We start from the raw sequence: 20,153 nt of genomic DNA, 5'->3' as shown, positions 1-20,153 counted from the left end.
ATTAATTTTAAATGAATAGCCAGAGGGATTCAGTAAGGAGGAAGGAACGTTGCGTAACAAAATAATAGCATTGCTTGCTATGGCAGGTGTGCTTACGTTCTTATCCGGGTGTACCCAGGTCAATCAGGATATCACCGAGGATAGTACAGGATTCTGGAATGAATATATTGTTTTTCCATTATCTAAGACGCTCTTGTATTTCGCAGATCTGACAAACGGAAGTTTTGGATTGGCGATTATTATCGTGACCATCATTATCCGTGTATTGTTACTACCGTTAAACGTTAAACAACTGAAAAGTTCAAAAGCTATGCAGGAAATTCAGCCGGAACTTAAAGAATTAAGAGAAAAGTATTCTTCTAAGGATGCACAGACCCAGCAAAAACTTCAGCAGGAAACGATGCAGCTTTTCCAGAAAAATGGAGTTAATCCTTTGGCAGGATGTCTGCCTATTATTGTGCAAATGCCGATATTAATTGGTTTCTACCATGCCATTATGAGAACATCTGAAATTCAAACGCACAGCTTTCTATGGCTTCAACTCGGGGAATCCGATCCATTCCTTGCGATTCTTACAGCTGCCACAACTTTCTTACAGCAGAAACTGATGATGGCCGGCGGAGCCGCAGCGCAAAACCCGCAGATGCAAATGATGATTTACATCATGCCGCTTATGATCGGTACATTTGCTTTCTTCTTCCCATCAGCCCTGGCTCTGTACTGGATTGTAGGTAACATCGTTATGATTCTTCAAACCATTTTTATTCGTAAGCCCATGATGAAAGACGCGACGGGAGGAGCAGGTGAGTGAAGCAAATAACTGCTACTGGCACCACAGTTGATGAAGCGGTCCAATCAGCACTAGAACAATTACAAACATCGAAGGACCAGGTTCAAGTAGATGTCATTGATGAAGGTAAAAAGGGATTTCTTGGTTTTGGTTCAAAACCGGCAATCGTAAAAGTATCTATTCAAAAGAATCCAGTGCAGGATGCCGAATTATTCATCACAGAAGTAGCAAAGCAAATGGGTGCTCCTGTACATGTAAAAACAGAAGTAAAAGACCGCGATATTGCCATGGAGCTTGAAGGTAAAAAAATCGCCATGCTCATTGGAAAACGCGGCCAAACCTTAAATTCACTGCAATATTTAACTCAACTCGCCGTTAACCGGGAATCCGATCAGTTTTACAACGTTATGCTGGATGCAGAAGGTTATCGAGCAAGACGAAAGGAAACGCTAGAAAATCTGGCTAAGCGATTAGCGGAAAAAGCGATTTCTTCCGGTAAAGAAGTCAAGCTCGAGCCTATGCCTTCCTATGAAAGGAAGATTATACATTCGGCTCTTCAAAACCATAAAAAAGTCGTAACTGATTCTGATGGTAATGATCCACGTAGGCATGTGGTCATACGTCCTTCCTAAAGAAGTTACATGTACACTAAAAACTTCTGCCAATCATCGTTGGCAGAAGTTTTTTTGTGGGATTTTTTGCGATAATCCAGTATTATAGAATGGTTCTTTAGAATGTTAGGTGATTAGAATCTTTCAACTAAGGGGCTGTATTGTATAAGAATTGATTTCTAGATATTGTGTGGAGAATGGGGCTCCAGGGAATGACTCGCTTTCCGCGGGCATGTGCTGAGCTTCCTCGGGCTTAACAGCCCTGCGGGATCTCACCGATCATGTTCATCCCGCAGGAGTCTTCGCCGTTCCCTTCCGCCCCATTGCGATCATTGAGAGTTTGAATTTCTCTGCGTAAGCGCCTTCCAATGAAAATGGATAATCTATGATCCAAGGTGGCTTTTCCGTATGTTTAAGTGCAGAAACTCTGTTATATAAGCATTTTAGGCAGATGCAGCTTGGCACTTTTCTGCTATAGTAGGGTCCGTTCTCCCTTATAGAGTTGGGCTGGTGGGGAAATCATGAGACTCCCGTAGGAAAAGGAACTAGGGGAGATCCCGCAGGGAGTGAAACACGACCGAGGAAGCTTCCCGTTCCCCACAGGAAAGCGAATTATTTCCCCACCAGCCCTAGTTCTTTCTAGATAACGTACCCATTTATGTCGAAATCAAGTCTTCAAGTAATGGGAGCTTTTCTTTAAGAATTTATACGGAGCTTTAATTGAGCCGGTTGAATAATGAGTTATACACATGTGGATAATGGAAATAAAGGAAAAACGGTTTTGAGAGGTTGTTGATATCTTTTCAATTACCGGACTGATATGATATTCTATTAAGTTAGTGACTACAATAAATTCTACTTTGTGGATAAATATAAAACAGCAACATGAGGAGGTGAGCGCGTGTGGAAACAGATACGATAACTGCCATATCTACCCCTATGGGAGAAGGTGCCATAGCAATTGTTCGACTTAGTGGTCCTCAAGCTGTCTCTATAGCTGGAGATTTGTTTCGAGGAAAGGATTTAAACGAAGTCGACTCCCACACGATGCACTACGGTAAAATAATAGATCCTGATACGGGAGAGACAGCAGAAGAGGTAATGGTTTCCGTTATGCGTGCGCCTAAGACTTTTACAAGGGAAGATATCGTTGAAATTAACTGCCATGGCGGGCTGGTTTCAGTGAACCGTGTCCTTGAAATCGTCTTAGCGAGTGGAGGACGTCTGGCCGAACCTGGTGAATTTACGAAGCGCGCGTTCTTAAATGGCCGGATTGATCTGTCTCAGGCCGAAGCCGTGATGGATTTGATTCGTGCGAAAACGGACCGGGCTATGAACGTTGCTTTAAAACAGATGGACGGACGGTTGTCGAATCTTATTCAGCAGCTAAGACAGAAACTTCTTGAAACCTTAGCCCACGTGGAAGTAAATATTGACTACCCCGAGTATGATGACGTGGAAGAAATGTCTCACGAAATGATGGAGCAAAAGACGAAAGAAGTCCATGAGGAAGTCTCAAAGCTTCTTCAGACCGCCCGTCAGGGGAAAATATTAAGAGAAGGGTTAGGGACGGCCATTATCGGCCGGCCTAACGTCGGAAAATCGTCCTTAATGAATACACTGGTGCACGAAAACAAAGCGATTGTGACGGAAGTTCCCGGAACGACTCGTGATGTCATTGAGGAATATGTCAATGTTCGAGGAGTTCCACTTCGTCTGATCGACACGGCTGGTATCCGGGAAACTGAAGATATTGTCGAAAGAATAGGTGTTGAACGCTCCAGACAAGTATTAGAGGAAGCCGATCTCATCCTTCTTGTGTTAAACTATGGAGATGAGCTGAATGACGATGATAAGCAGTTATTTGAAGCCCTTCGTGACATGAATATAATTGTTATTGTTAATAAAATGGATTTGGAACCAAAATTAGATATCGATCAGGTGAAAGAATTTGCCGGAGATAACCCCGTGATCTCTACCTCCTTAATTCATGAAAAAGGTGTAGATCAGCTTGAAAATGCGATTGCCGATACCTTCTTTGAAGGAGAACTGGATGCGGGAGATATGACTTACGTATCCAACGTCCGTCACGTGCAGTTGCTCAAACAGGCCAAGCAATCCCTTGAAGATGCCCAGAACGGCATGGAAATGGGAGTACCGCTCGATGTGGTGCAGATCGACGTCACTAGGACGTGGGAAATTCTTGGTGAAATTATCGGAGATACTGTACACGAAAGCTTGATCGATCAGTTGTTTTCACAGTTTTGCTTAGGGAAATAAACAACAACAAAAGGAGAGACAATAAATGACTTATGATGCTGGGCATTATGACGTAATCGTAATCGGTGCCGGCCATGCAGGGGTAGAAGCAGGTCTTGCTGCAGCCCGCAGAGGCGCCAAAACGTTAATGCTTACTCTCAACCTGGATCTGGTCGCTTTCATGCCGTGTAACCCTTCGATTGGCGGGCCGGCAAAAGGAATCGTCGTCCGTGAAGTGGATGCACTTGGCGGCGCTATGGGGAAAGTAATTGATAAAACGCACATTCAAATGCGTCTGCTGAATACAAGAAAAGGTCCTGCCGTACGAGCACTGAGAGCTCAGGCGGACAAACCACTCTATATTAAAGAAATGAAACGTGTGCTTGAGAACCAGGAAAACTTAACGCTTCGCCAGGGAATGGTGGAGAAGCTTCTTGTTGAAGATAATGAAATTAAAGGAGTCGTTACAGAAACAAAAGCAGCTTATTATGCTCCAACCGTTATCGTAACGACGGGAACGTTCATGCGTGGACGCGTCCTGATTGGAGATCTTTCGTATGAGAGCGGTCCGAATAACCAGCGTTCTACGGTTTCTCTATCCGAACAGCTTGAGGAACTGGGAATTAATATGGTCCGTTTTAAAACGGGTACGCCGATGCGTGTAAACAGCCATACGGTGGATTATTCTAAAACGGAAATCCAGCCGGGCGAAGAAGAACCAAGATCCTTCTCTTATGAAACGACAGAGTTCATTACGGATCAAATTCCTTGCTGGCTGACTTATACGAACGAAGCGACTCACAAAATTATTGATGATAATCTAACCCTGTCTGCAATGTATTCAGGCGCTGTGAGAGGTACAGGTCCACGTTATTGCCCTTCTATTGAGGATAAAATTGTGCGCTTTAATGATAAACCAAGGCACCAGATTTTCCTTGAGCCGGAAGGTCGCGATACCGAAGAAGTGTACGTACAGGGTCTATCCACTTCCCTGCCTGAGTATATACAGAACGAAATGATGAGAACGGTACCTGGACTTGAGAATGCGGAAATCATGAGGGCAGGCTATGCCATTGAGTACGATTCAATTATCCCGACTCAATTATGGCCAACTATGGAGACGAAGCAAATTTCCGGACTGTTCACCGCCGGACAATTAAACGGAACTTCCGGTTATGAAGAAGCCGCCGGTCAGGGGCTGATGGCAGGGATTAACGCAGCTGCGAAAGCACTGGATCTAGAAACGTTAATACTCGACCGCTCAGAAGGCTATATCGGCGTTATGATTGATGATCTCGTGACCAAAGGTACCGACGAACCATATCGTCTTCTCACGTCTCGTGCAGAATTCCGCTTGATGCTTCGTCATGACAACGCAGATATACGTCTGCTTGAAAAAGGATACGAGCTAGGATTAATTCCTGAAGAACGCTATCAGCGCTTCCTTAAGAAAAAGCAGCTGATCGAAGAAGAGAAAGCTCGCTTGGATAAAGTCATTCTGAAGGAAACAGAAGAAGTTCAGGCTGTCATTGAAGAAGCGGGAGGCACCCGCCTGAAGGAAGCGGTACGTGCCCTTGATTTACTGAAGCGTCCTGAAATGAAATACAGTCACCTGGAGCGTCTAACCCCTAGTGAGGTCTCATTACCGGAAGATGTGAAGGAACAGGTAGAGATTCAGGTTAAATACAGCGGGTATATCAAAAAAGCGCTCGAGCAAATCGAACGTATGAAGAAGATGGAAACGAAGAAGATACCTGAAAACATTGATTACGATGACATCCACGGACTTGCTACAGAAGCCCGCGATCGTCTCAAAGAAGTACGGCCGTTATCTGTGGGGCAGGCTTCACGTGTTTCCGGAGTTAATCCGGCTGACGTGTCTATATTACTTGTTTATATTGAACAAGGAAAAATCGCTCGCGTATCGGGTGAATAAAACGAAAGGATGGAAGCATGGATATCAACACCTTTCTCGAATCGCTTAAGAACCAGGGTATTGAATTAAGCGAAGAGCAGCAGCAACAGTTCCACAAGTACTTCGAAATCCTTGTGGAATGGAATGAAAAAATGAATCTAACCGCGATTACGGACAAGGAAGGTGTCTATCTTAAGCACTTCTATGATTCTTTGACCGCTTCGTTTTACTATGATTTCACCCAGCCGTTGAGAATATGTGATGTTGGAGCCGGGGCTGGCTTTCCAAGTCTGCCGCTTAAAATTGTGTTCCCGCACTTGAAAGTGACGATTGTCGATTCATTAAAGAAACGAATCACTTTTTTGAATCACTTAGCCCACGAATTAGGGTTGGATGACGTGGTTTTTTACCATGATCGTGCCGAAAACTTTGGTAAGAACGCGAAATTCCGAGAAGGTTATGATCTTGTCATGGCCCGAGCTGTTGCTCGAATGTCCGTACTGAGTGAATTATGTCTTCCTTTAACCGCTAAAGGTGGGCATTTCATGGCTATGAAAGGACCTAACCTGGCCGATGAAATGGAAGATGCAGCGATTGCTATCCAAACAGTCGGAGGAGAGGTGGAAAACGTGTATACGTTCACCCTGCCGGAAGAGGACAGCGAAAGAAATATTGCGATTATTGAAAAGCGCCGGAAAACACCTAAGAAATACCCGCGTAAAGCCGGTACACCAAATAAAGCACCGATTCAGTAAACACATCCCCCTTACGCTCTAAGGAGCCGAAGGGGGATTTTTTTGTCTCATGGTTTTATTAAGCGGGTAGAAGTAAAGAAGAAGGGGGACGCCATGATGAAAATTGTTGTACTATCAGACACTCATATGCCTAAAAAAGGGAAGTCTCTACCAGAAAGATTTGTGGAGGAACTTCCTTCCGCAGACGCCATTATCCATGCTGGAGACTGGCAGACGAAGGAAGTAGTTGAAGAACTGAAAGGGTATGGACCACCTTTATACGGTGTTTATGGAAACGTAGATGGGGAAGACATTCAATCCATTTTTCCGTATAAGAAGACGATTGAGCTGAATGGTTTTCGAATTGGTGTGATTCATGGTCATGGAGAGAAAAAAACGACGGAGAAAAGAGCGGTGGAAGGATTTAAAGAGGAGGAAGTGGATCTTATTATTTTTGGCCATTCCCATCTGCCCCTGACCCGCTACATGAACAAAGTGATGTTATTTAATCCAGGGTCTGTCACAGATAAACGAAAGCTTCCATATTACTCTTTTGGTATTCTCAGGCTTGAAGAAAACATTCACGCCGAGCATGTTTTTTTCACCTAGAGACCTGATAAAGACCTCCTGCTCCCTAGTTCACGGAGCTGGAGGTCTTAGCCTGACAGGTCGGACAGTAGTAACACCGTCTGGAAGCTGCCTTGTATTTAATGATTTCTGTTCCATCTATCCGGCATGGCTGACCTTCGCGATTAAAAACCCAATGCCGATACTGATAACGCTTTGCTCCCTCCGATTTTAAACGGTGAGCAAGTTCAAGATCATTCGTAATTCCTTTATTCTCATAAGAACGCCACATGAGGTCGATGCAGGCTCTGGCTGCTTTTTTAAGCTGTTCTTCTGTGCAATCGGCCGGTCTGAGTTCAGGATGAATGTTTGCACAAAACAAAATTTCACTCCGCAGATAATTCCCGACTCCAGCTATAAAAGCCTGATCTAACAGTAATGAACTCCATTTTCTTCTACGGAACTTTTTATCTTTAAATCGCTCTATCAGTTCTTCAGGCGTAACAGATTCATTTAAAAGGTCTGGACCTACTTTGGCTATAAAAGGATGTTCTTCAACTTCCTCATCCTTTAACACCTCAATATCAGATGCACTGTAAAGCAGGGCCGATTTCTTTTCGTTATGAATGGCAAGCCTTAGCTGCCGGTTGGTCTTCGGGTAATTATAGGCGTTTCGGACGTACCATTTTCCATATAATTGATTATGAGAATAGATGGTGTAGCCCTGATCAAAACGGATCAGCATGGCCTTTCCGCGCGTTTCAACACGCTTGATCATAGCTCCTTGAAACATGTCTTCATAATCCTGAAGCTGCTCAAACGCAAAAGATATCTCAAGCACAGGGCGGCCGGTCAACGCTTTTTCCACGTGATCAGCCGCCCTTCTTATTTCTGGACCTTCTGGCATATACAGTTCTCCTCTCTTCTTGTATTTATTGTGTAAAAGAAGAGAGCTTTTGGCAAGAAATAACGCTCTAGCTGGAAGTGTACAGGCCGCCATTAATGTGGATAAACTGACCCGTCATATACGTAGAATCATCGGAAGCAAGCAATACATAACTGCCTACGTGCTCTACGGGCTGACCAGGGCGTCCCATTGGCGTGTTGGTACCAAACTGTTCTACTTTGTCTTCTTCAAATGTAGAAGGAATTAACGGGGTCCAGATTGGACCAGGAGCTACACCATTTACACGTATTCCTTTATTCACGAGCTGTTTAGCCATTGAACGAGTAAAGGCTACTACAGCGCCTTTCGTTGCTGTATAATCGACAAGCTGCGCATTTCCGGTATAAGGGTTAATGGAAGCTGTATTGATAATGGAGCTTCCTTTCTTCAAGTGAGGAATCGCTGCTTTTGTCATATAGAAAATGGAATGGATATTCGTTTTGAATGTGCTTTCCCATTGTTCTGCTGTAATATCCAGTAAATCCTCGGTTGGATGCTGTTCAGCTGCATTATTTACTAGAATGTCGAGCTGCCCCAGTTCGTTGACTGTACGTTCAACGGCGTCCTTACAGACAGATTGTTCTCCTACATCACCAGGGATTAAAATAGCACGGCGTCCCTGCTCTTCTATTTGTTTTTTAGTGTATTCAGCATCTTCGTGTTCCTCGAGGTAGGAAATCGCAACGTCTGCGCCTTCTTTAGCGTAGCCAATAGCTACCGAACGGCCGATTCCGCTGTCTCCTCCTGTAATTAAGGCTACTTTGCCGACTAATTTATTTCCACTTTGATAGTCTTCATCAGCTTGAAGCGGCTGAGGATCTAACTGGCCTTCCACACCAGGCTGCTTTTCCTGTTCCTGTTTAGGCTGGCCTTGAGTTTGCTTTTGTGAACGATCCATATTAAAAACTCCTCCTTTTGTTTTATCACTATAATATCGTAATACCCTCATTCCACAATTAGGAAAAAGGTAAACAAAAGAAAGGAGTTCTGACATTTCTATAGAAGACTGTTTATATGGTTTTTTATCGCTTTCTGTCGATTTGGCGGGATGCTGCCTAGTTGTCAGCGTCAAGCATCAGGTGAAGTATTCTAATCTGGCTTCAGGAAAGTACTGCTCAATATATCCACCCAGAACTTCCTGCATCTCTTTCTGTTCATCCTTCTGGTAAACATATTTTCCGATTCCATAACGGCCCCATTTATATTTTCGCTTTTCTTCATCCATTTCAAGCTTTGTCATCGGATAATTTTTCTGGATGACACGCTTGGCAGGCTTGGTAAAACGATGCTGAATCAGTTCGAAGGTAAGATCTTTTGTTGCTTTTTCCGGAAGTTTATCATAAAGTTTCTCAAACAGAATCCGGTAACCTTCTTTCCAATCTTCGTACAGATAAATAGGGGCAATGATAAATCCTAAAGGATAACCAGCTTCTGCTACTTTTACGGCCGCTTCAATTCGATCGTCCAGACGGGAGGTACCCGGCTCCAGGTATTTGATTACATAGTCCGCATTCATACTGAAACGGAAACGTGTACGGCCGTTGTGTTTCGCATCAAGCAAATGATCGACGTGGGCGAATTTGGTTACAAAACGTAAGCGCCCATGCTCAGACTGACCAAAATATTCGATCGCCCGTTTTAAGGTATGGGTGAGGTGATCGACACCAACGATATCAGAAGTACAAGAAGCTTCAAATCTTGTTTCTTCCGGCGCACGCTCTTTCATATAGGCTTCTGCCGCTTCAAACACCTCTTCGACATTTACATAGGTGCGGATATAAGGTTTACTTCCCATTGTGGTTTGTAAGTAACAGTAGTGGCAGTGACCCATACATCCTGTCGCAAATGGAATGGCGTATTCTGCGGAAGGTTTGGATGTATCGAATTTCAAAGTTTTTCTCACACCGACTACCAGCGTGGATTTCGCCATCCGGTATTTCTGAAAATCATTTTCTCCTGGTAAATTGCGGACCTGGTTATGGGAGGTGGTCTCGCGAATTTCAATACCCATATCCTCAAATTTTTCTTTCAGTTCTTTACCTAGCGGGTATTTTAGGGCTCCGGGTTCGATGTAAACGAGTTCGGGTACAAATGGCTTTACCACTGCAGTCCCTCCGGTTCAATCCCGCCGCCAAATGTATCATGATAGGCGCGTTCAGCTTCACCTTGAGAGGCATATACAGCGATCTCGGAATCCAGCGGAAAATACGTTTCGTATAGAAAAAGGGCTAAATCTCCTGGATTTTCTGGATCTTTTACAACGGCTGCTTCCTGTACATTGGCCACATCATACGTATGCGGGTTGCGATAGATGACATATACGATATCTCCCGCACGATAGTTGGGTTGTTGAAATTCCATAACCACACCTGCTTTCCATAGTTTGTGTTCATTTTTCCACAAAACCTGAAATTTATTAGACAAGTTGGATTTATTTTCTTAAATTAACTAAATAAAATGGTGTTTCTATCTTCATTAAATTTAGAATAAAATTATTACACAAAAAGGCCGCAGGAAAGCGAGTTGTTTCCGTAGAGACCCTCACCGTTTTTGGCAACGAACCCGAGTTATCTTAAAACAGAGTTTTAAACAAACAGGCTCTTATCTTAAATAATCAATCCTTCAATTTGAATTATAAAGGAGTTTTTTCTATGAATTGGCCGTTAACGACCGAGCGTTTGAATTTACAACCGTATGAAATCTCACAGGCAGAACGTGTATCGGAGCTTGCAGGTGACAAAGCAATTGCAGCCACCACCTTCGTTCCGCATCCATATACACTGGAAGACGCGCAGAACTGGATAAGGATACATAAAGAATGGATCAAGGAAGGGAAAGCTTATCCTATGGCTATGGTATTGAAATCAACAGATGAGCTGGTGGGGACGATGACGCTGCGAGTGGATCATAAACACAAGAAGGGCGAGCTTGCTTATTGGGTTGGAAAGCCTTACTGGGGAAAGGGATATGCCTCAGAAGCGGCTGCTCGAATGGTCGAGTATGGTTTCGAAACTTTGCAGCTGCACAGGGTTTGGTCTGCAGCAATCAGTGAAAACCCGGCCTCTACCAGAGTGATGCAAAAAGCTGGACTAACTTATGAAGGGAAACTGAAAGGGGATATCTACCACTGGGGGGAGCACAAGGATATTGATGTTTATGGCATGACTGTTCAAAACTATCGTGCATGAAAACTTTACATGTGAATGAGGAAACAACTGGTGATTGGTTTTGTATGCCCAGAGCTCCTGGCCCCTCCTCATTTCCTAACGCTTCGTTAATTTCGGAATTGAGACAGCAATGCGATTTCGTATATTTCCCAGGAAATATGGTTTGGTTACATATTTTATCTTTTATTTGCCTTACTTTTTAGGAAGAGGTGATCTAAAGGGAAGTGTCGGGTCCTTATCTCTGTCTATATTAGGTTAAATGGTAAAACTTTTCTCCCGTATCGCCTAGCGATACGGGGCATGGTTTTTCATATAATTTTAGACCATTATTATGCCCAGCGTGATACTCGCATTGAACAGGAAGATATAAAGTGAGCGAACACAAAAGAGAATTAGAATGAACGAGTGATCGTCAAACAGCTAGTTATACAGCAGGAACACGAATGTATTGTACGGGATAACTGATAGGATTGGCTAGAATTTGTCTATAATCTTATTGAAAAGTGCCGATGCCAAACGAATGTTACACAATAATGTTGAGAAAAATCGAACAGGATAGTGCAGAATTAAACATATTTCCCGCACGCTCCATAATTAAAGCAGGAGAACTTCTAGCGAAAGCAGCTGAATTTGGAAAAAACTTAACGAGTCTAATAACAAGCTCCAGCATCGGAATGCCATAGAGGCGTACATAGAAGCCCTTGAACGATAGAGAATCTATGCACCAGCTTTATGGGCATATCCTAACCTCGAATCTGAGAGTGTGTGACGAAGCTCTTTGTCATTGTGCACTATTCAATCTTTCAGACCCCTAAGGAGCAACCTCTTCAGATTACTCATCAAGGGCTGGATAGTGGAGGAGGGGCTATGGCAGGAAGGTAAATAAACGGTCAGGTATGGAAAAAAGAAAGAATTGTGATTAACGTATCTTTTTCTATGGAATAGTGACAAATCCAGGTTGCCAGAATGATATTCAAATTTTCAGGTTGATATTATATCTTATTTTTTGCATATCAACTTATAAAAAAAGAACCCCTCAAATTAAGAGGAGTTCTTTTTAAAATTGATTATTTGTACATTAATACTTTACCTACAGTACCATCTTTACTTTGACCAGTTACTCGGAATTTCAGACCGTAATCAGGAACATCGCGTCCTGCATCTACTAATCCTTCATTCAAGTAGTTTTCGCTGTCATCGAATAATGGTGTGCGTTTCGTGAAGTTATCTTTAATGGTATCCCCGTAGGTACTATTCGTATAGTCGATAAACATTTTTTCTGTTTTATCTAAACTGAAGGCGGCATCATGAACCTGGAAGCGTGTACTAGCTACGTCTCCATTACCCCATTTAACAGTGTGCTGGTCCGCATCGACCACGCCTACAAAGCCATTACCAGGGTGAATACCTGTCCAGTTTTCACTGTATTGCTTATCGATATACCAGACCACTAGCCCATCGTCGAACGTCATTAAGCTGTCACCACGGCGGATGTTGGCAAGGCCTTCATCCACACCATTGTGGCTGCGCCATTCGAGCAGGTAGTAATGGTCAGAGCGTTTAATTCCATCAGTTTTCGTGAAACCATCCAGATCAAACTGAGCATCGCCTTCAGCATCATCGAACACGACTTCTTCTCCATCGACTACGATGGATAGATCATCAGCATACAAGCCAGGATTTGATACTGCACCATCCGTAACGTACTCAATTGCTACTTCTACTTCTTCTCCTGCGTAAGCAGACAGGTCGAAGGAAGCATCAATCCAGCCATCAGATGAACCGGTAATTCCATTTCCAAGGTTAGAATCATATGGATTCTCATTGGTTGTAATATCACTTGCAATTGGCTCTCCGTTAACTGTTACGTAAGCATAATCCCAGTCTTTTTCAATGTCATACCACGTTTTAAAATTAAACTCGGCAGAGGTGGCATCAGTTAAATCTACCGTTTTCGTCAAATAATTATGCAAGTCATCAGCACTTCCGGAGAAATATTCATACTCCCCGCTTGCCGGCTCGTTAATAACTGTTTCTTTTTGCGGCAGATTCACTTTCGTAACGTCATTATTTGTTCCTTTGGTCACAGCTTCATCAAGAAGAACCTCTGTTCCTTCTTCATTGATGTCTTCTACATTTACTTCTGTCCCTGATAACCAGTTTCCTTCTGTACCCTCATTATCTACTACAGCAGAAGCTTGAAGCATTTCTTTCATATACGGGCTGAATCCAGTCGGCATCGTACCTGGGATATCTCCTGCCCAGCTTCCGCTCGACATAATCGACCAGTAACTGACTGGCTCGCCAGCACCGGAATACTGCGTATCGTATTCATCCGGCAGCCCTAAATCGTGGCCAAATTCGTGGGCCATGACCCCTACTGCTCCGTCTTCTGGTTCAATAGTATAATCGTATGCAGCCATAGAGCCGCCCCAATATCCTACAGTAGCTTCAGTATTACTAATCGGAGTCACTCCACCCAGGTTCCAGCGGTGAGACCAGATAGCGTCAGAACCTAGGGATCCTCCGCCTGCTTCTTCACCTACGCCGGAGTGAATAACCATCAAGTGGTCAACAAGGCCGTCTGGTTCCAGGTAGTCTCCATCACCATCTAAATCATAACGATCCCATTGGTCGTAGTCAGCTATATCAACAGAATCATCAGCTGCTGCTGCCTCAAGCGCTTCTTTTACAAGTCCGCGGGCATTGACGTCACTGTCATCTTCTGTCGGATAGTTTCCGCCGTATGCTGCTGCTGGTTGACTTGCCGTGTACCATCCAGCTACTTCCCCTTCGACAGAATAACTGCCGCCGGATTGCTGTTCGTAATATTGTTTCATAGAATCATACGTTTCGCCGTCTGGACCTTCCCAGCCGCCTTCACCGAAAAGCATGTCCTGGTAATGCTCTCTGGAATAAGCGTCTTCGCCATCATAGTACATATCCGTTTCATCAGCACTCATAGAGTTATGAGGCTTGTCTGGATAGTCGACGAGCAGGACAAGCACTTTGTCCGTGCGCATCTCGCCATCATAAGCTTCTTCTGTCACACCCTCTGGTGCATTTTTCTTCGCTTGTCCCAGTTTATTCCCTTTTCCATTGGTTAAGCTGTTATTTTTCATTTCGCCCTGAAGTTTTTCTTTTGCTTCTTTTGCTTCTTCATTTAACTCGCCTTTATCCTTCTTAGCTGCTTCCGATTTAGCTTTTAAGAATTTGTTTAATCCTTTTTGAGCTTCGGAAGGACTTGCATCTGGAGCAATTTTTCCGTCCTCTTTCAACATCTCAATAAGCTTTTCATCATTCGCAATCGCAAGATCAAAAGGTGATCCCTCATGCGAATGTGATTTATGTAAATCATCGCCTGCATCTTGATTTACTGTGCCTGCACTCGCACTCACGGGCCCGAAGGCTAATGTAAGAGCTAAAGCAGATGTGATAATTCTCCCCATTTTCTTCAAATTAATGTCTCCCTCCACATTTTGTAAAAATAAGCTACATTTACAAATCTACCAAAATTACAAAATTAATCAATATATTATTTTTAATTTTCTAAAAATAATGAATAGTGCCCAGAAGCGAATTTAAAGCGTTAAAGTGTAACAGATAAACGCCGGTGAAAATAGCGGATTGGAAGAGAATATTACAATATTCGTAACAATGTGATGTTATTTTACTGTAATAAATAAGTGGGTGAGGTTTATAGGCTGCTCTTAGAGGAGTGGTGATGACTTTCCTACTGTATACTTAAGTCCTACAATAATTACATAAAAAAACAGCGCACCCTTTTTGAGGTGGCTGTTTTCTATGGAAAATGAATAGATTTCACTCATTAACTATCATTTGTTTTGGCCGTATTGGTATGGCAACACCGAGTAAAGCGATAACGGCACAGGCCAGGAACATGGGTGTGAATCCAGCAAGTGCAATTCCGCTGACAGTCGTGAAAATCAGCAAATCAAAACCTGAATCAAGAAGCGATAGCAATGAAATAGTGGTGGCCCGTACGTTAGACGGAATCAGGTCATTGGATAGTTGGGAATAAATCGGGTAGCGAATAGCACTCACTAGTTTTAAGACCACGATCACTCCAAGAATCACCCAGAGATACGTGTTAAACAAAGCGGCTAGTGTAAGCCCTGCTACGGCGAGCATTCCTGTAATCAACAATAAATGAACACGACTCATTTTACTTGTCATCCATCCAATCGATCGTGAAGCCATAAAACCTATGAAACCTGCGATGGCATAAACGATTCCAATCCAGTACACCGGCAGGCCGGCATCGACGAGCAGCTTTTGATCGAATTTCTCAAATATCGCTGTAGCGGGTATAAATACGAGCGATATGTTCATAAACATCCATAATACTTGAGGGGTTTTCCGGATCGCTTTTACCCCTGCCCATATTTGCCGGAGCGGCGCCTGGTGCTCCCCTTCTTGCTGGGGCGGGTTCTTGATCGACAGCAGTAAAAAGAACTGAACCGTCATAAATGCAAGACTTAATCCAATCAGGAGCTGAAATTGCTGTTCTGTTAAGTCTTTAGCGATAAAAGCCCCTATTATAACCGCAATGATCGAGACGATAAACGTAGCTGAACCAATTTGGCCGATCGCTTTATCCATAAATCTTTCTTCGTTGGAAAGTTTAAGAGATTCGTAGATAAGAGCTTCATCTGCTCCACTGAAAAAAGTAGCGGCAAACCCGGTTAAAAAGCTGCTAAGGAAGAAAACCCAGGGTTCAAAGGCGACGAGTAATAGACTATGACTGACTATGGCAAGTGCCGAACCTATTAAAAAAGCTGTTTTGGGTCCATAGCGGTCAGCCAGTACCCCGGTCGGAATTTCCCCGGCAAGGACGCCAATGCTGAAAAAGGTTAAGACAAGCAGAATTAAGGACTCATCAAGACCTCTTTCAAAGTAAAAAAGCGTAAGTACCGGTTGGATGAAGCGTACGCTTCCAAATAACTCGGCCCAAAATAAAAAGCGAATGTTATGAGCGGCTAACGTATTCTTTTGCAAAATATAATCCTCCTGCTATACAGTAGTTCGTCTGGTATAGGTGCAGGAGTTAAAAGCTTGCAGCGACTAGATCAATAATTAGCTTGCTTTCACCCCTGCCTCTGAATGAGAAATTATGATGAAAGTTTTTTGCATGATTGGTTCCTCCCTGGTTCGTTGTCTTTAAATTCAGTTCCCCTTCTGGAAAAACACTTTTCCTTTTAAGCAGAACCTTCAAAGATACATATTCAGCAGGAACACATTTATTCCTGCCTGACTTTGAATTATAAAATGAGCCGGGCAGCTGCTTCCCTTTCATTTTACAACTATGGTTTGAAGGGAAACCCTTGAACAGGTAAGCTATAAGAAGAAATATTTTTCAGGAAAATATATCGACGAATTCTGCTAGGAACAACTGGACTTTTATCAGAAACAAATCCTTATGAAATGCCTTGATCACCTGGTAATCTGTGTTTTTTCGACAACGGAAATGAATAATTCTTCTTTCCTTATGATACTTTTACTAGAATAAATATGATAAAATAGATAAAGAGTGAATACGGCATACTTTTGCGCAGCAGCCGAAAAGCCTGCGGCGCTTTTTCTATTTCAATTTTTAAGGAAAATATTAATGAGCATAAGCTCGATCGTATAAAGGTGGTGTCTGATCGTGTTACATCCTTTTGGTCGTTTGTTCGGATTAGGGGACAAACCGGAACAGGAAGCGGAAGATAACAATAGTGAAGAAAGCTACAGCCCTGATGAAGTCATGCAGGTCCCGGTAGCTCAAATTCAACCGAACCGTTATCAGCCCCGAGCGATTTTCAACGATGAGAAGATCAGCGAACTTGCCCAGACGATACATACGCATGGGATGATTCAGCCGATTGTTCTCCGTCGGATAGATGAGGAAAATTATGAACTGATTGCCGGAGAGCGCAGGTGGCGTGCTGTCCAAACGCTGGAGTGGGAAACGGTTCCTGCTATTCTCCGTGATATGAATGATTCCCAGACGGCGTCTGTCGCTCTTATCGAGAATCTGCAAAGGGAAGAATTGACGGTCATTGAAGAAGCTACGGCTTACGCCAGACTGATTGAACTTCATGAATTAACACAGGAAGCCCTGGCCCAGCGGTTAGGTAAAAGCCAGTCAACGATTGCCAATAAGATGCGGTTGTTAAAATTGCCTGAATCCGTTCAACAGGCGATTATGGATAAAAAAATTACAGAGCGCCATGCAAGAGCCCTTATTGGAGTTAAAGATCCCGAACTGCAGGAAACGATATTGACTGAAATCATTGAAAAGCACCTGAACGTAAAGCAGACGGAAGAGCGGATCGCTAAGCTGAGCGAACCTAAACCGAAAAAGAAAAAGCCGACTCTTAAAGGTGTAAATAAAGATATGAGGATTGCCATGAATACGATTCGGCAGTCTCTCACGATGGTTTCAGATACTGGGATTGACTTAGAAACCGATGAAGAAGATCATGATGATTATTATCAGATTACGATAAAGATTCCTAAGAAAAAATAATGAACGGTTCTCCCCATCTTGCTTTTCGCAGAGATGGGACTTTTTTTAACTCTTCACCCCGTTTTTTCAATAAAATGGTAAAATAAAAGAAAAGTAGACTAAGATAATGACGATCCACCTATTATTTTCCGTTAAACCCGGCTGAGGAAAGTTTCACGTTACGGCAAGTCCGTGATTTTGCATGAACTGCAGTCTCAAGGTGTGGAAGTCTATTTTAGAATCAGCAAAGGAAGTGATCGCGAATGGCGAAAGGGTCAGGTAAAGAGACTCAAGCAGTTTCTCAGGAGATGGAGCGTAAAGAGGAAGAGCAGATTCAGGAAATTCCGGTCCATGCATGCCGCCCTAATCCGTATCAACCCCGAAAGCATTTTACCGATGAAGCCATCCAGGAATTGAAGGAATCGATCGAGGAGCACGGCATTCTTCAGCCCCTGATCGTGAGAAAAAGCATTAAAGGTTTTGAAATTGTGGTCGGTGAACGAAGGTTCCGCGCGGCAAAGCGTGCAAACCTGGATACGGTTCCCGCCCTGGTACGTGTACTGACGGATGAACAGATGATGGAACTTGCCCTTCTTGAGAATTTACAGCGGGAGGATTTAACTCCAATTGAAGAGGCCAAAGCCTACCAGAATTTAATGAATGAGCTTTCTTTAACTCAGGAATCCCTTTCCAAAAGGTTAGGAAAAAGCCGTTCTCATATTGCTAATCTCGTCCGGCTGTTATCGCTCCCGGTGGAAGTAACACGGAAAATAAATGATGGAACTTTAACCATGGGCCACGGTCGGGCACTGCTTGGATTAAAAAGTCGTGAGCAAGTGATCGCTCTTGCCACAAGAATTGAAAAAGAAGGCCTTAATGTTCGTCAGGCGGAGCGTCTGATTTTTGAAAACAATAAAAAAGACCGGACTGATAAAAAGAAACAGTCTGCTAAAGATATCTTTATAAGAGATCGGGAAGAGAGTCTCAGAGAGCGCCTGGGCACGGGAGTTACCATTCATAAAGGAAAACAAAAAGGAAGAATTGAAATTGAGTTTATGGATGAAGAGGACCTGGAACGTATCTTACAATGGTTTGATAAAGACTCATGAAGCAGACCTGGGGAAGCTGACCAGGTTTTTTTGTTGCTTATAAACAAGTGTGTTTCACGTGAAACAAAAAATTATAGGAGAGAATCTCATGGTATTATTAGGTACATTTGTGAATGGGTTATGTATTATTATTGGTACACTTCTGGGGCTGTTTTTCACTAAGATTCCTGAGCGCTTTAAAGAAACTGTTATGAGCGGTGTGGGTCTTGCCGTTATATTGATCGGCCTTCAAATGGCCTTTGAAACAGAAAATATTGTAATTGTACTGTTGAGTTTATTAACTGGAGCGATTATTGGTGAAGCGGTACATTTAGAAGATAAGCTTGAGTACATAGGTAGATTCATTGAACGAAAGTTTACCAAACCCGACCAGGAATCGAGTATGGCCCAGGGTTTTATTACGGCTTCCCTCATCTTTGTTATCGGAGCATTATCCGTCATAGGAGCCCTGGACAGCGGTCTTCGTAATGACCATGAAGTTTTAATAACCAAGGCTATCATTGATGGGTTCGTATCGCTCGTCTTAACGTCTACACTTGGAATTGGTGTTATTTTCTCTGTCGTTCCGGTCGTGTTATATGAAGGTTCTATTGCGTTATTAGCTACTCAGATTAATCGGTGGATTCCCCAGAATATGCTGGATTTGTTCATCATGGAAATGACAGCTACTGGAGGACTGCTGATTGTGGCCATCGGTCTTAACTTATTAAAATTAACGAAGATCCGTGTAGCCAATCTGTTACCTTCCCTCGTAATGGTCGGAGTGGTGTTCTATATTTACCAATGGTTTTAAAAGCTGCTGATAAGTCTTTAAAAGGCTTATGAGTAGCTTTTTTTATTATTTCATGGTTTTAGGCATACGGTTAATGGTGCCTTTAAATGTCGTGATGGGTGCAGATTCCATTGTATGTTTCACACGCTTAGCATCCGACAATTGAATGGCGGCTGCCACTTTTGCGGCCATCTGCATGACTGTATGGAGACGAGTGTTTTGTAAAACAACATGTTCCATAAATCCACTCACATTGACCATCCCGCTAATATGAAGATCTCCGATAGGAGGCAGTTCCTTCTTTAAAGCAGACCCCGGCGAAATGGCCCCCTTCCCAAGCACGACAGAACCCACCGATGCCGACTTACCTAAACACGCATCGACTGCCAGGATATAGGGATGATTGTGAATTCGTTTAATCTGATTCATTCGTTCAATTAAATTAAGGGCATGCAGAGGTTCTTCCAGCGTTCCATACAGGTGAAAGGTTTCTAACGTTTGGTGCTTCAGCATCGAACCCACCAGGGGCCCAAATGCGTCGCCTGTGGAGCGGTCCGTTCCAATACAGGCAATGATGATCTTCTTAGAGGGAGGCAGCCATTCTTTCAAATGCAGACTAAGGGTCTCACTCATTCCAGGATCATCTGTCTTGAGGCGTCTTTCTTCCTTTGAGAACTTGTCTTTAAAATTCATAGCTTCTCCTCCACACACATATTAGTAACAGTATATAAGGTTGTCCGTCGTTCTATACGTGGCAAATACATAGAGGTGG

General features: G+C 43.2%; 17 protein-coding genes. 10 read left to right on the top strand and 7 right to left on the bottom strand.

Translation table 11 applies throughout. From position 1 onward, the window contains the following. Positions 1-49 precede the first annotated feature (49 nt). From spoIIIJ to LCM11_RS13970, 6 genes are all read left to right on the top strand, one after another. On the top strand, positions 50-811 hold the full coding sequence (gene spoIIIJ, locus LCM11_RS13995) for a YidC family membrane integrase SpoIIIJ (protein ID WP_224894903.1): 762 nt from the start codon (positions 50-52) through the stop codon (positions 809-811). Next, complete coding sequence (gene jag, locus LCM11_RS13990) at positions 808-1,422, top strand: RNA-binding cell elongation regulator Jag/EloR (RefSeq protein ID WP_224894902.1); 615 nt, start codon at positions 808-810, stop codon at positions 1,420-1,422. The genes spoIIIJ and jag overlap by 4 nt, the downstream gene beginning before the upstream one ends. Positions 1,423-2,304: 882 nt before the next feature. Beyond that, entirely contained in the window at positions 2,305-3,681 is a 1,377-nt protein-coding gene (mnmE, locus tag LCM11_RS13985; RefSeq protein ID WP_224894901.1) for a tRNA uridine-5-carboxymethylaminomethyl(34) synthesis GTPase MnmE, read from the top strand. A gap of 25 nt (positions 3,682-3,706) precedes the next feature. Beyond that, positions 3,707-5,596 (top strand): tRNA uridine-5-carboxymethylaminomethyl(34) synthesis enzyme MnmG, encoded by a 1,890-nt coding sequence (mnmG, locus tag LCM11_RS13980; RefSeq protein WP_224894900.1) that lies wholly within the window; start codon positions 3,707-3,709, stop codon positions 5,594-5,596. 17 nt (positions 5,597-5,613) lie between these two features. Continuing rightward, on the top strand, positions 5,614-6,330 hold the full coding sequence (rsmG, locus tag LCM11_RS13975; protein ID WP_224894899.1) for a 16S rRNA (guanine(527)-N(7))-methyltransferase RsmG: 717 nt from the start codon (positions 5,614-5,616) through the stop codon (positions 6,328-6,330). Between the two features lie 96 nt (positions 6,331-6,426). Next, on the top strand, positions 6,427-6,918 hold the full coding sequence (locus tag LCM11_RS13970; RefSeq protein WP_224894942.1) for a metallophosphoesterase family protein: 492 nt from the start codon (positions 6,427-6,429) through the stop codon (positions 6,916-6,918). Between the two features lie 25 nt (positions 6,919-6,943). Here LCM11_RS13970 and nei read toward each other — a convergent pair whose 3' ends face one another. From nei to LCM11_RS13950, 4 genes are all read right to left on the bottom strand, one after another. Continuing rightward, entirely contained in the window at positions 6,944-7,783 is an 840-nt protein-coding gene (gene nei / locus LCM11_RS13965; protein WP_224894898.1) for an endonuclease VIII, read from the bottom strand. Between the two features lie 67 nt (positions 7,784-7,850). Beyond that, complete coding sequence (locus LCM11_RS13960) at positions 7,851-8,720, bottom strand: SDR family oxidoreductase (RefSeq protein WP_224894897.1); 870 nt, start codon at positions 8,718-8,720, stop codon at positions 7,851-7,853. A 177-nt stretch (positions 8,721-8,897) separates the two neighbouring features. After that, positions 8,898-9,926, bottom strand: coding sequence for a spore photoproduct lyase (gene splB / locus LCM11_RS13955; protein ID WP_224894896.1), 1,029 nt, complete (start codon positions 9,924-9,926; stop codon positions 8,898-8,900). Continuing rightward, complete coding sequence (locus tag LCM11_RS13950; RefSeq protein ID WP_014645378.1) at positions 9,920-10,183, bottom strand: transcriptional regulator SplA domain-containing protein; 264 nt, start codon at positions 10,181-10,183, stop codon at positions 9,920-9,922. The genes splB and LCM11_RS13950 overlap by 7 nt, the downstream gene beginning before the upstream one ends. A gap of 290 nt (positions 10,184-10,473) precedes the next feature. Between LCM11_RS13950 and LCM11_RS13945 the strand changes: the two genes are divergently transcribed. Then, positions 10,474-11,010 (top strand): GNAT family N-acetyltransferase, encoded by a 537-nt coding sequence (locus tag LCM11_RS13945; protein ID WP_224894895.1) that lies wholly within the window; start codon positions 10,474-10,476, stop codon positions 11,008-11,010. Positions 11,011-12,056: 1,046 nt separating this feature from the next. On the opposite strand, the gene LCM11_RS13940 is transcribed toward LCM11_RS13945, so the two are convergent. Both LCM11_RS13940 and LCM11_RS13935 read right to left on the bottom strand, forming a co-directional pair. Further along, positions 12,057-14,438 carry an immune inhibitor A domain-containing protein gene (locus LCM11_RS13940; RefSeq protein ID WP_224894941.1) on the bottom strand — a complete coding sequence of 794 codons (2,382 nt, stop codon included), beginning with the start codon at positions 14,436-14,438 and terminating at the stop codon, positions 12,057-12,059. A 373-nt stretch (positions 14,439-14,811) separates the two neighbouring features. Then, on the bottom strand, positions 14,812-16,008 hold the full coding sequence (locus LCM11_RS13935; protein WP_224894894.1) for an MFS transporter: 1,197 nt from the start codon (positions 16,006-16,008) through the stop codon (positions 14,812-14,814). A 649-nt stretch (positions 16,009-16,657) separates the two neighbouring features. Here LCM11_RS13935 and noc point away from each other — a divergent pair. From noc to LCM11_RS13920, 3 genes are all read left to right on the top strand, one after another. Then, entirely contained in the window at positions 16,658-17,521 is an 864-nt protein-coding gene (noc, locus tag LCM11_RS13930; protein ID WP_224894893.1) for a nucleoid occlusion protein, read from the top strand. 242 nt (positions 17,522-17,763) lie between these two features. Continuing rightward, entirely contained in the window at positions 17,764-18,609 is an 846-nt protein-coding gene (locus tag LCM11_RS13925) for a ParB/RepB/Spo0J family partition protein (RefSeq protein WP_224894892.1), read from the top strand. Positions 18,610-18,697: 88 nt separating this feature from the next. Beyond that, positions 18,698-19,402, top strand: coding sequence for a DUF554 domain-containing protein (locus LCM11_RS13920; protein ID WP_224894891.1), 705 nt, complete (start codon positions 18,698-18,700; stop codon positions 19,400-19,402). A gap of 45 nt (positions 19,403-19,447) precedes the next feature. Here the strand turns inward: LCM11_RS13920 and yyaC are convergent, their stop codons facing one another. Further along, positions 19,448-20,074, bottom strand: coding sequence for a spore protease YyaC (gene yyaC / locus LCM11_RS13915; RefSeq protein WP_224894890.1), 627 nt, complete (start codon positions 20,072-20,074; stop codon positions 19,448-19,450). Positions 20,075-20,153: the final 79 nt, after the last annotated feature.

Source organism: Halobacillus halophilus, from assembly GCF_020171985.1.
Classification (GTDB): domain Bacteria; phylum Bacillota; class Bacilli; order Bacillales; family Halobacillaceae; genus Halobacillus; species Halobacillus halophilus_A.
Note: the sequence above shows the minus strand (reverse complement) of the source record. Positions and strands in the feature narration are given on the sequence as shown.

Bases quoted from the DNA above. Each gene is read 5' to 3' on its own strand.
- mnmG (WP_224894900.1), top strand. From the start codon at position 3,707: ATGACTTATGATGCTGGGCATTATGACGTAATCGTAATCGGTGCCGGC.
- rsmG (WP_224894899.1), top strand. From the start codon at position 5,614: ATGGATATCAACACCTTTCTCGAATCGCTTAAGAACCAGGGTATTGAA.
- LCM11_RS13970 (WP_224894942.1), top strand. From the start codon at position 6,427: ATGAAAATTGTTGTACTATCAGACACTCATATGCCTAAAAAAGGGAAG.
- nei (WP_224894898.1), bottom strand. From the start codon at position 7,783: ATGCCAGAAGGTCCAGAAATAAGAAGGGCGGCTGATCACGTGGAAAAA.
- LCM11_RS13960 (WP_224894897.1), bottom strand. From the start codon at position 8,720: ATGGATCGTTCACAAAAGCAAACTCAAGGCCAGCCTAAACAGGAACAG.
- LCM11_RS13950 (WP_014645378.1), bottom strand. From the start codon at position 10,183: ATGGAATTTCAACAACCCAACTATCGTGCGGGAGATATCGTATATGTC.
- LCM11_RS13945 (WP_224894895.1), top strand. From the start codon at position 10,474: ATGAATTGGCCGTTAACGACCGAGCGTTTGAATTTACAACCGTATGAA.
- LCM11_RS13940 (WP_224894941.1), bottom strand. From the start codon at position 14,438: ATGGGGAGAATTATCACATCTGCTTTAGCTCTTACATTAGCCTTCGGG.
- LCM11_RS13925 (WP_224894892.1), top strand. From the start codon at position 17,764: ATGGCGAAAGGGTCAGGTAAAGAGACTCAAGCAGTTTCTCAGGAGATG.
- LCM11_RS13920 (WP_224894891.1), top strand. From the start codon at position 18,698: ATGGTATTATTAGGTACATTTGTGAATGGGTTATGTATTATTATTGGT.
- yyaC (WP_224894890.1), bottom strand. From the start codon at position 20,074: ATGAATTTTAAAGACAAGTTCTCAAAGGAAGAAAGACGCCTCAAGACA.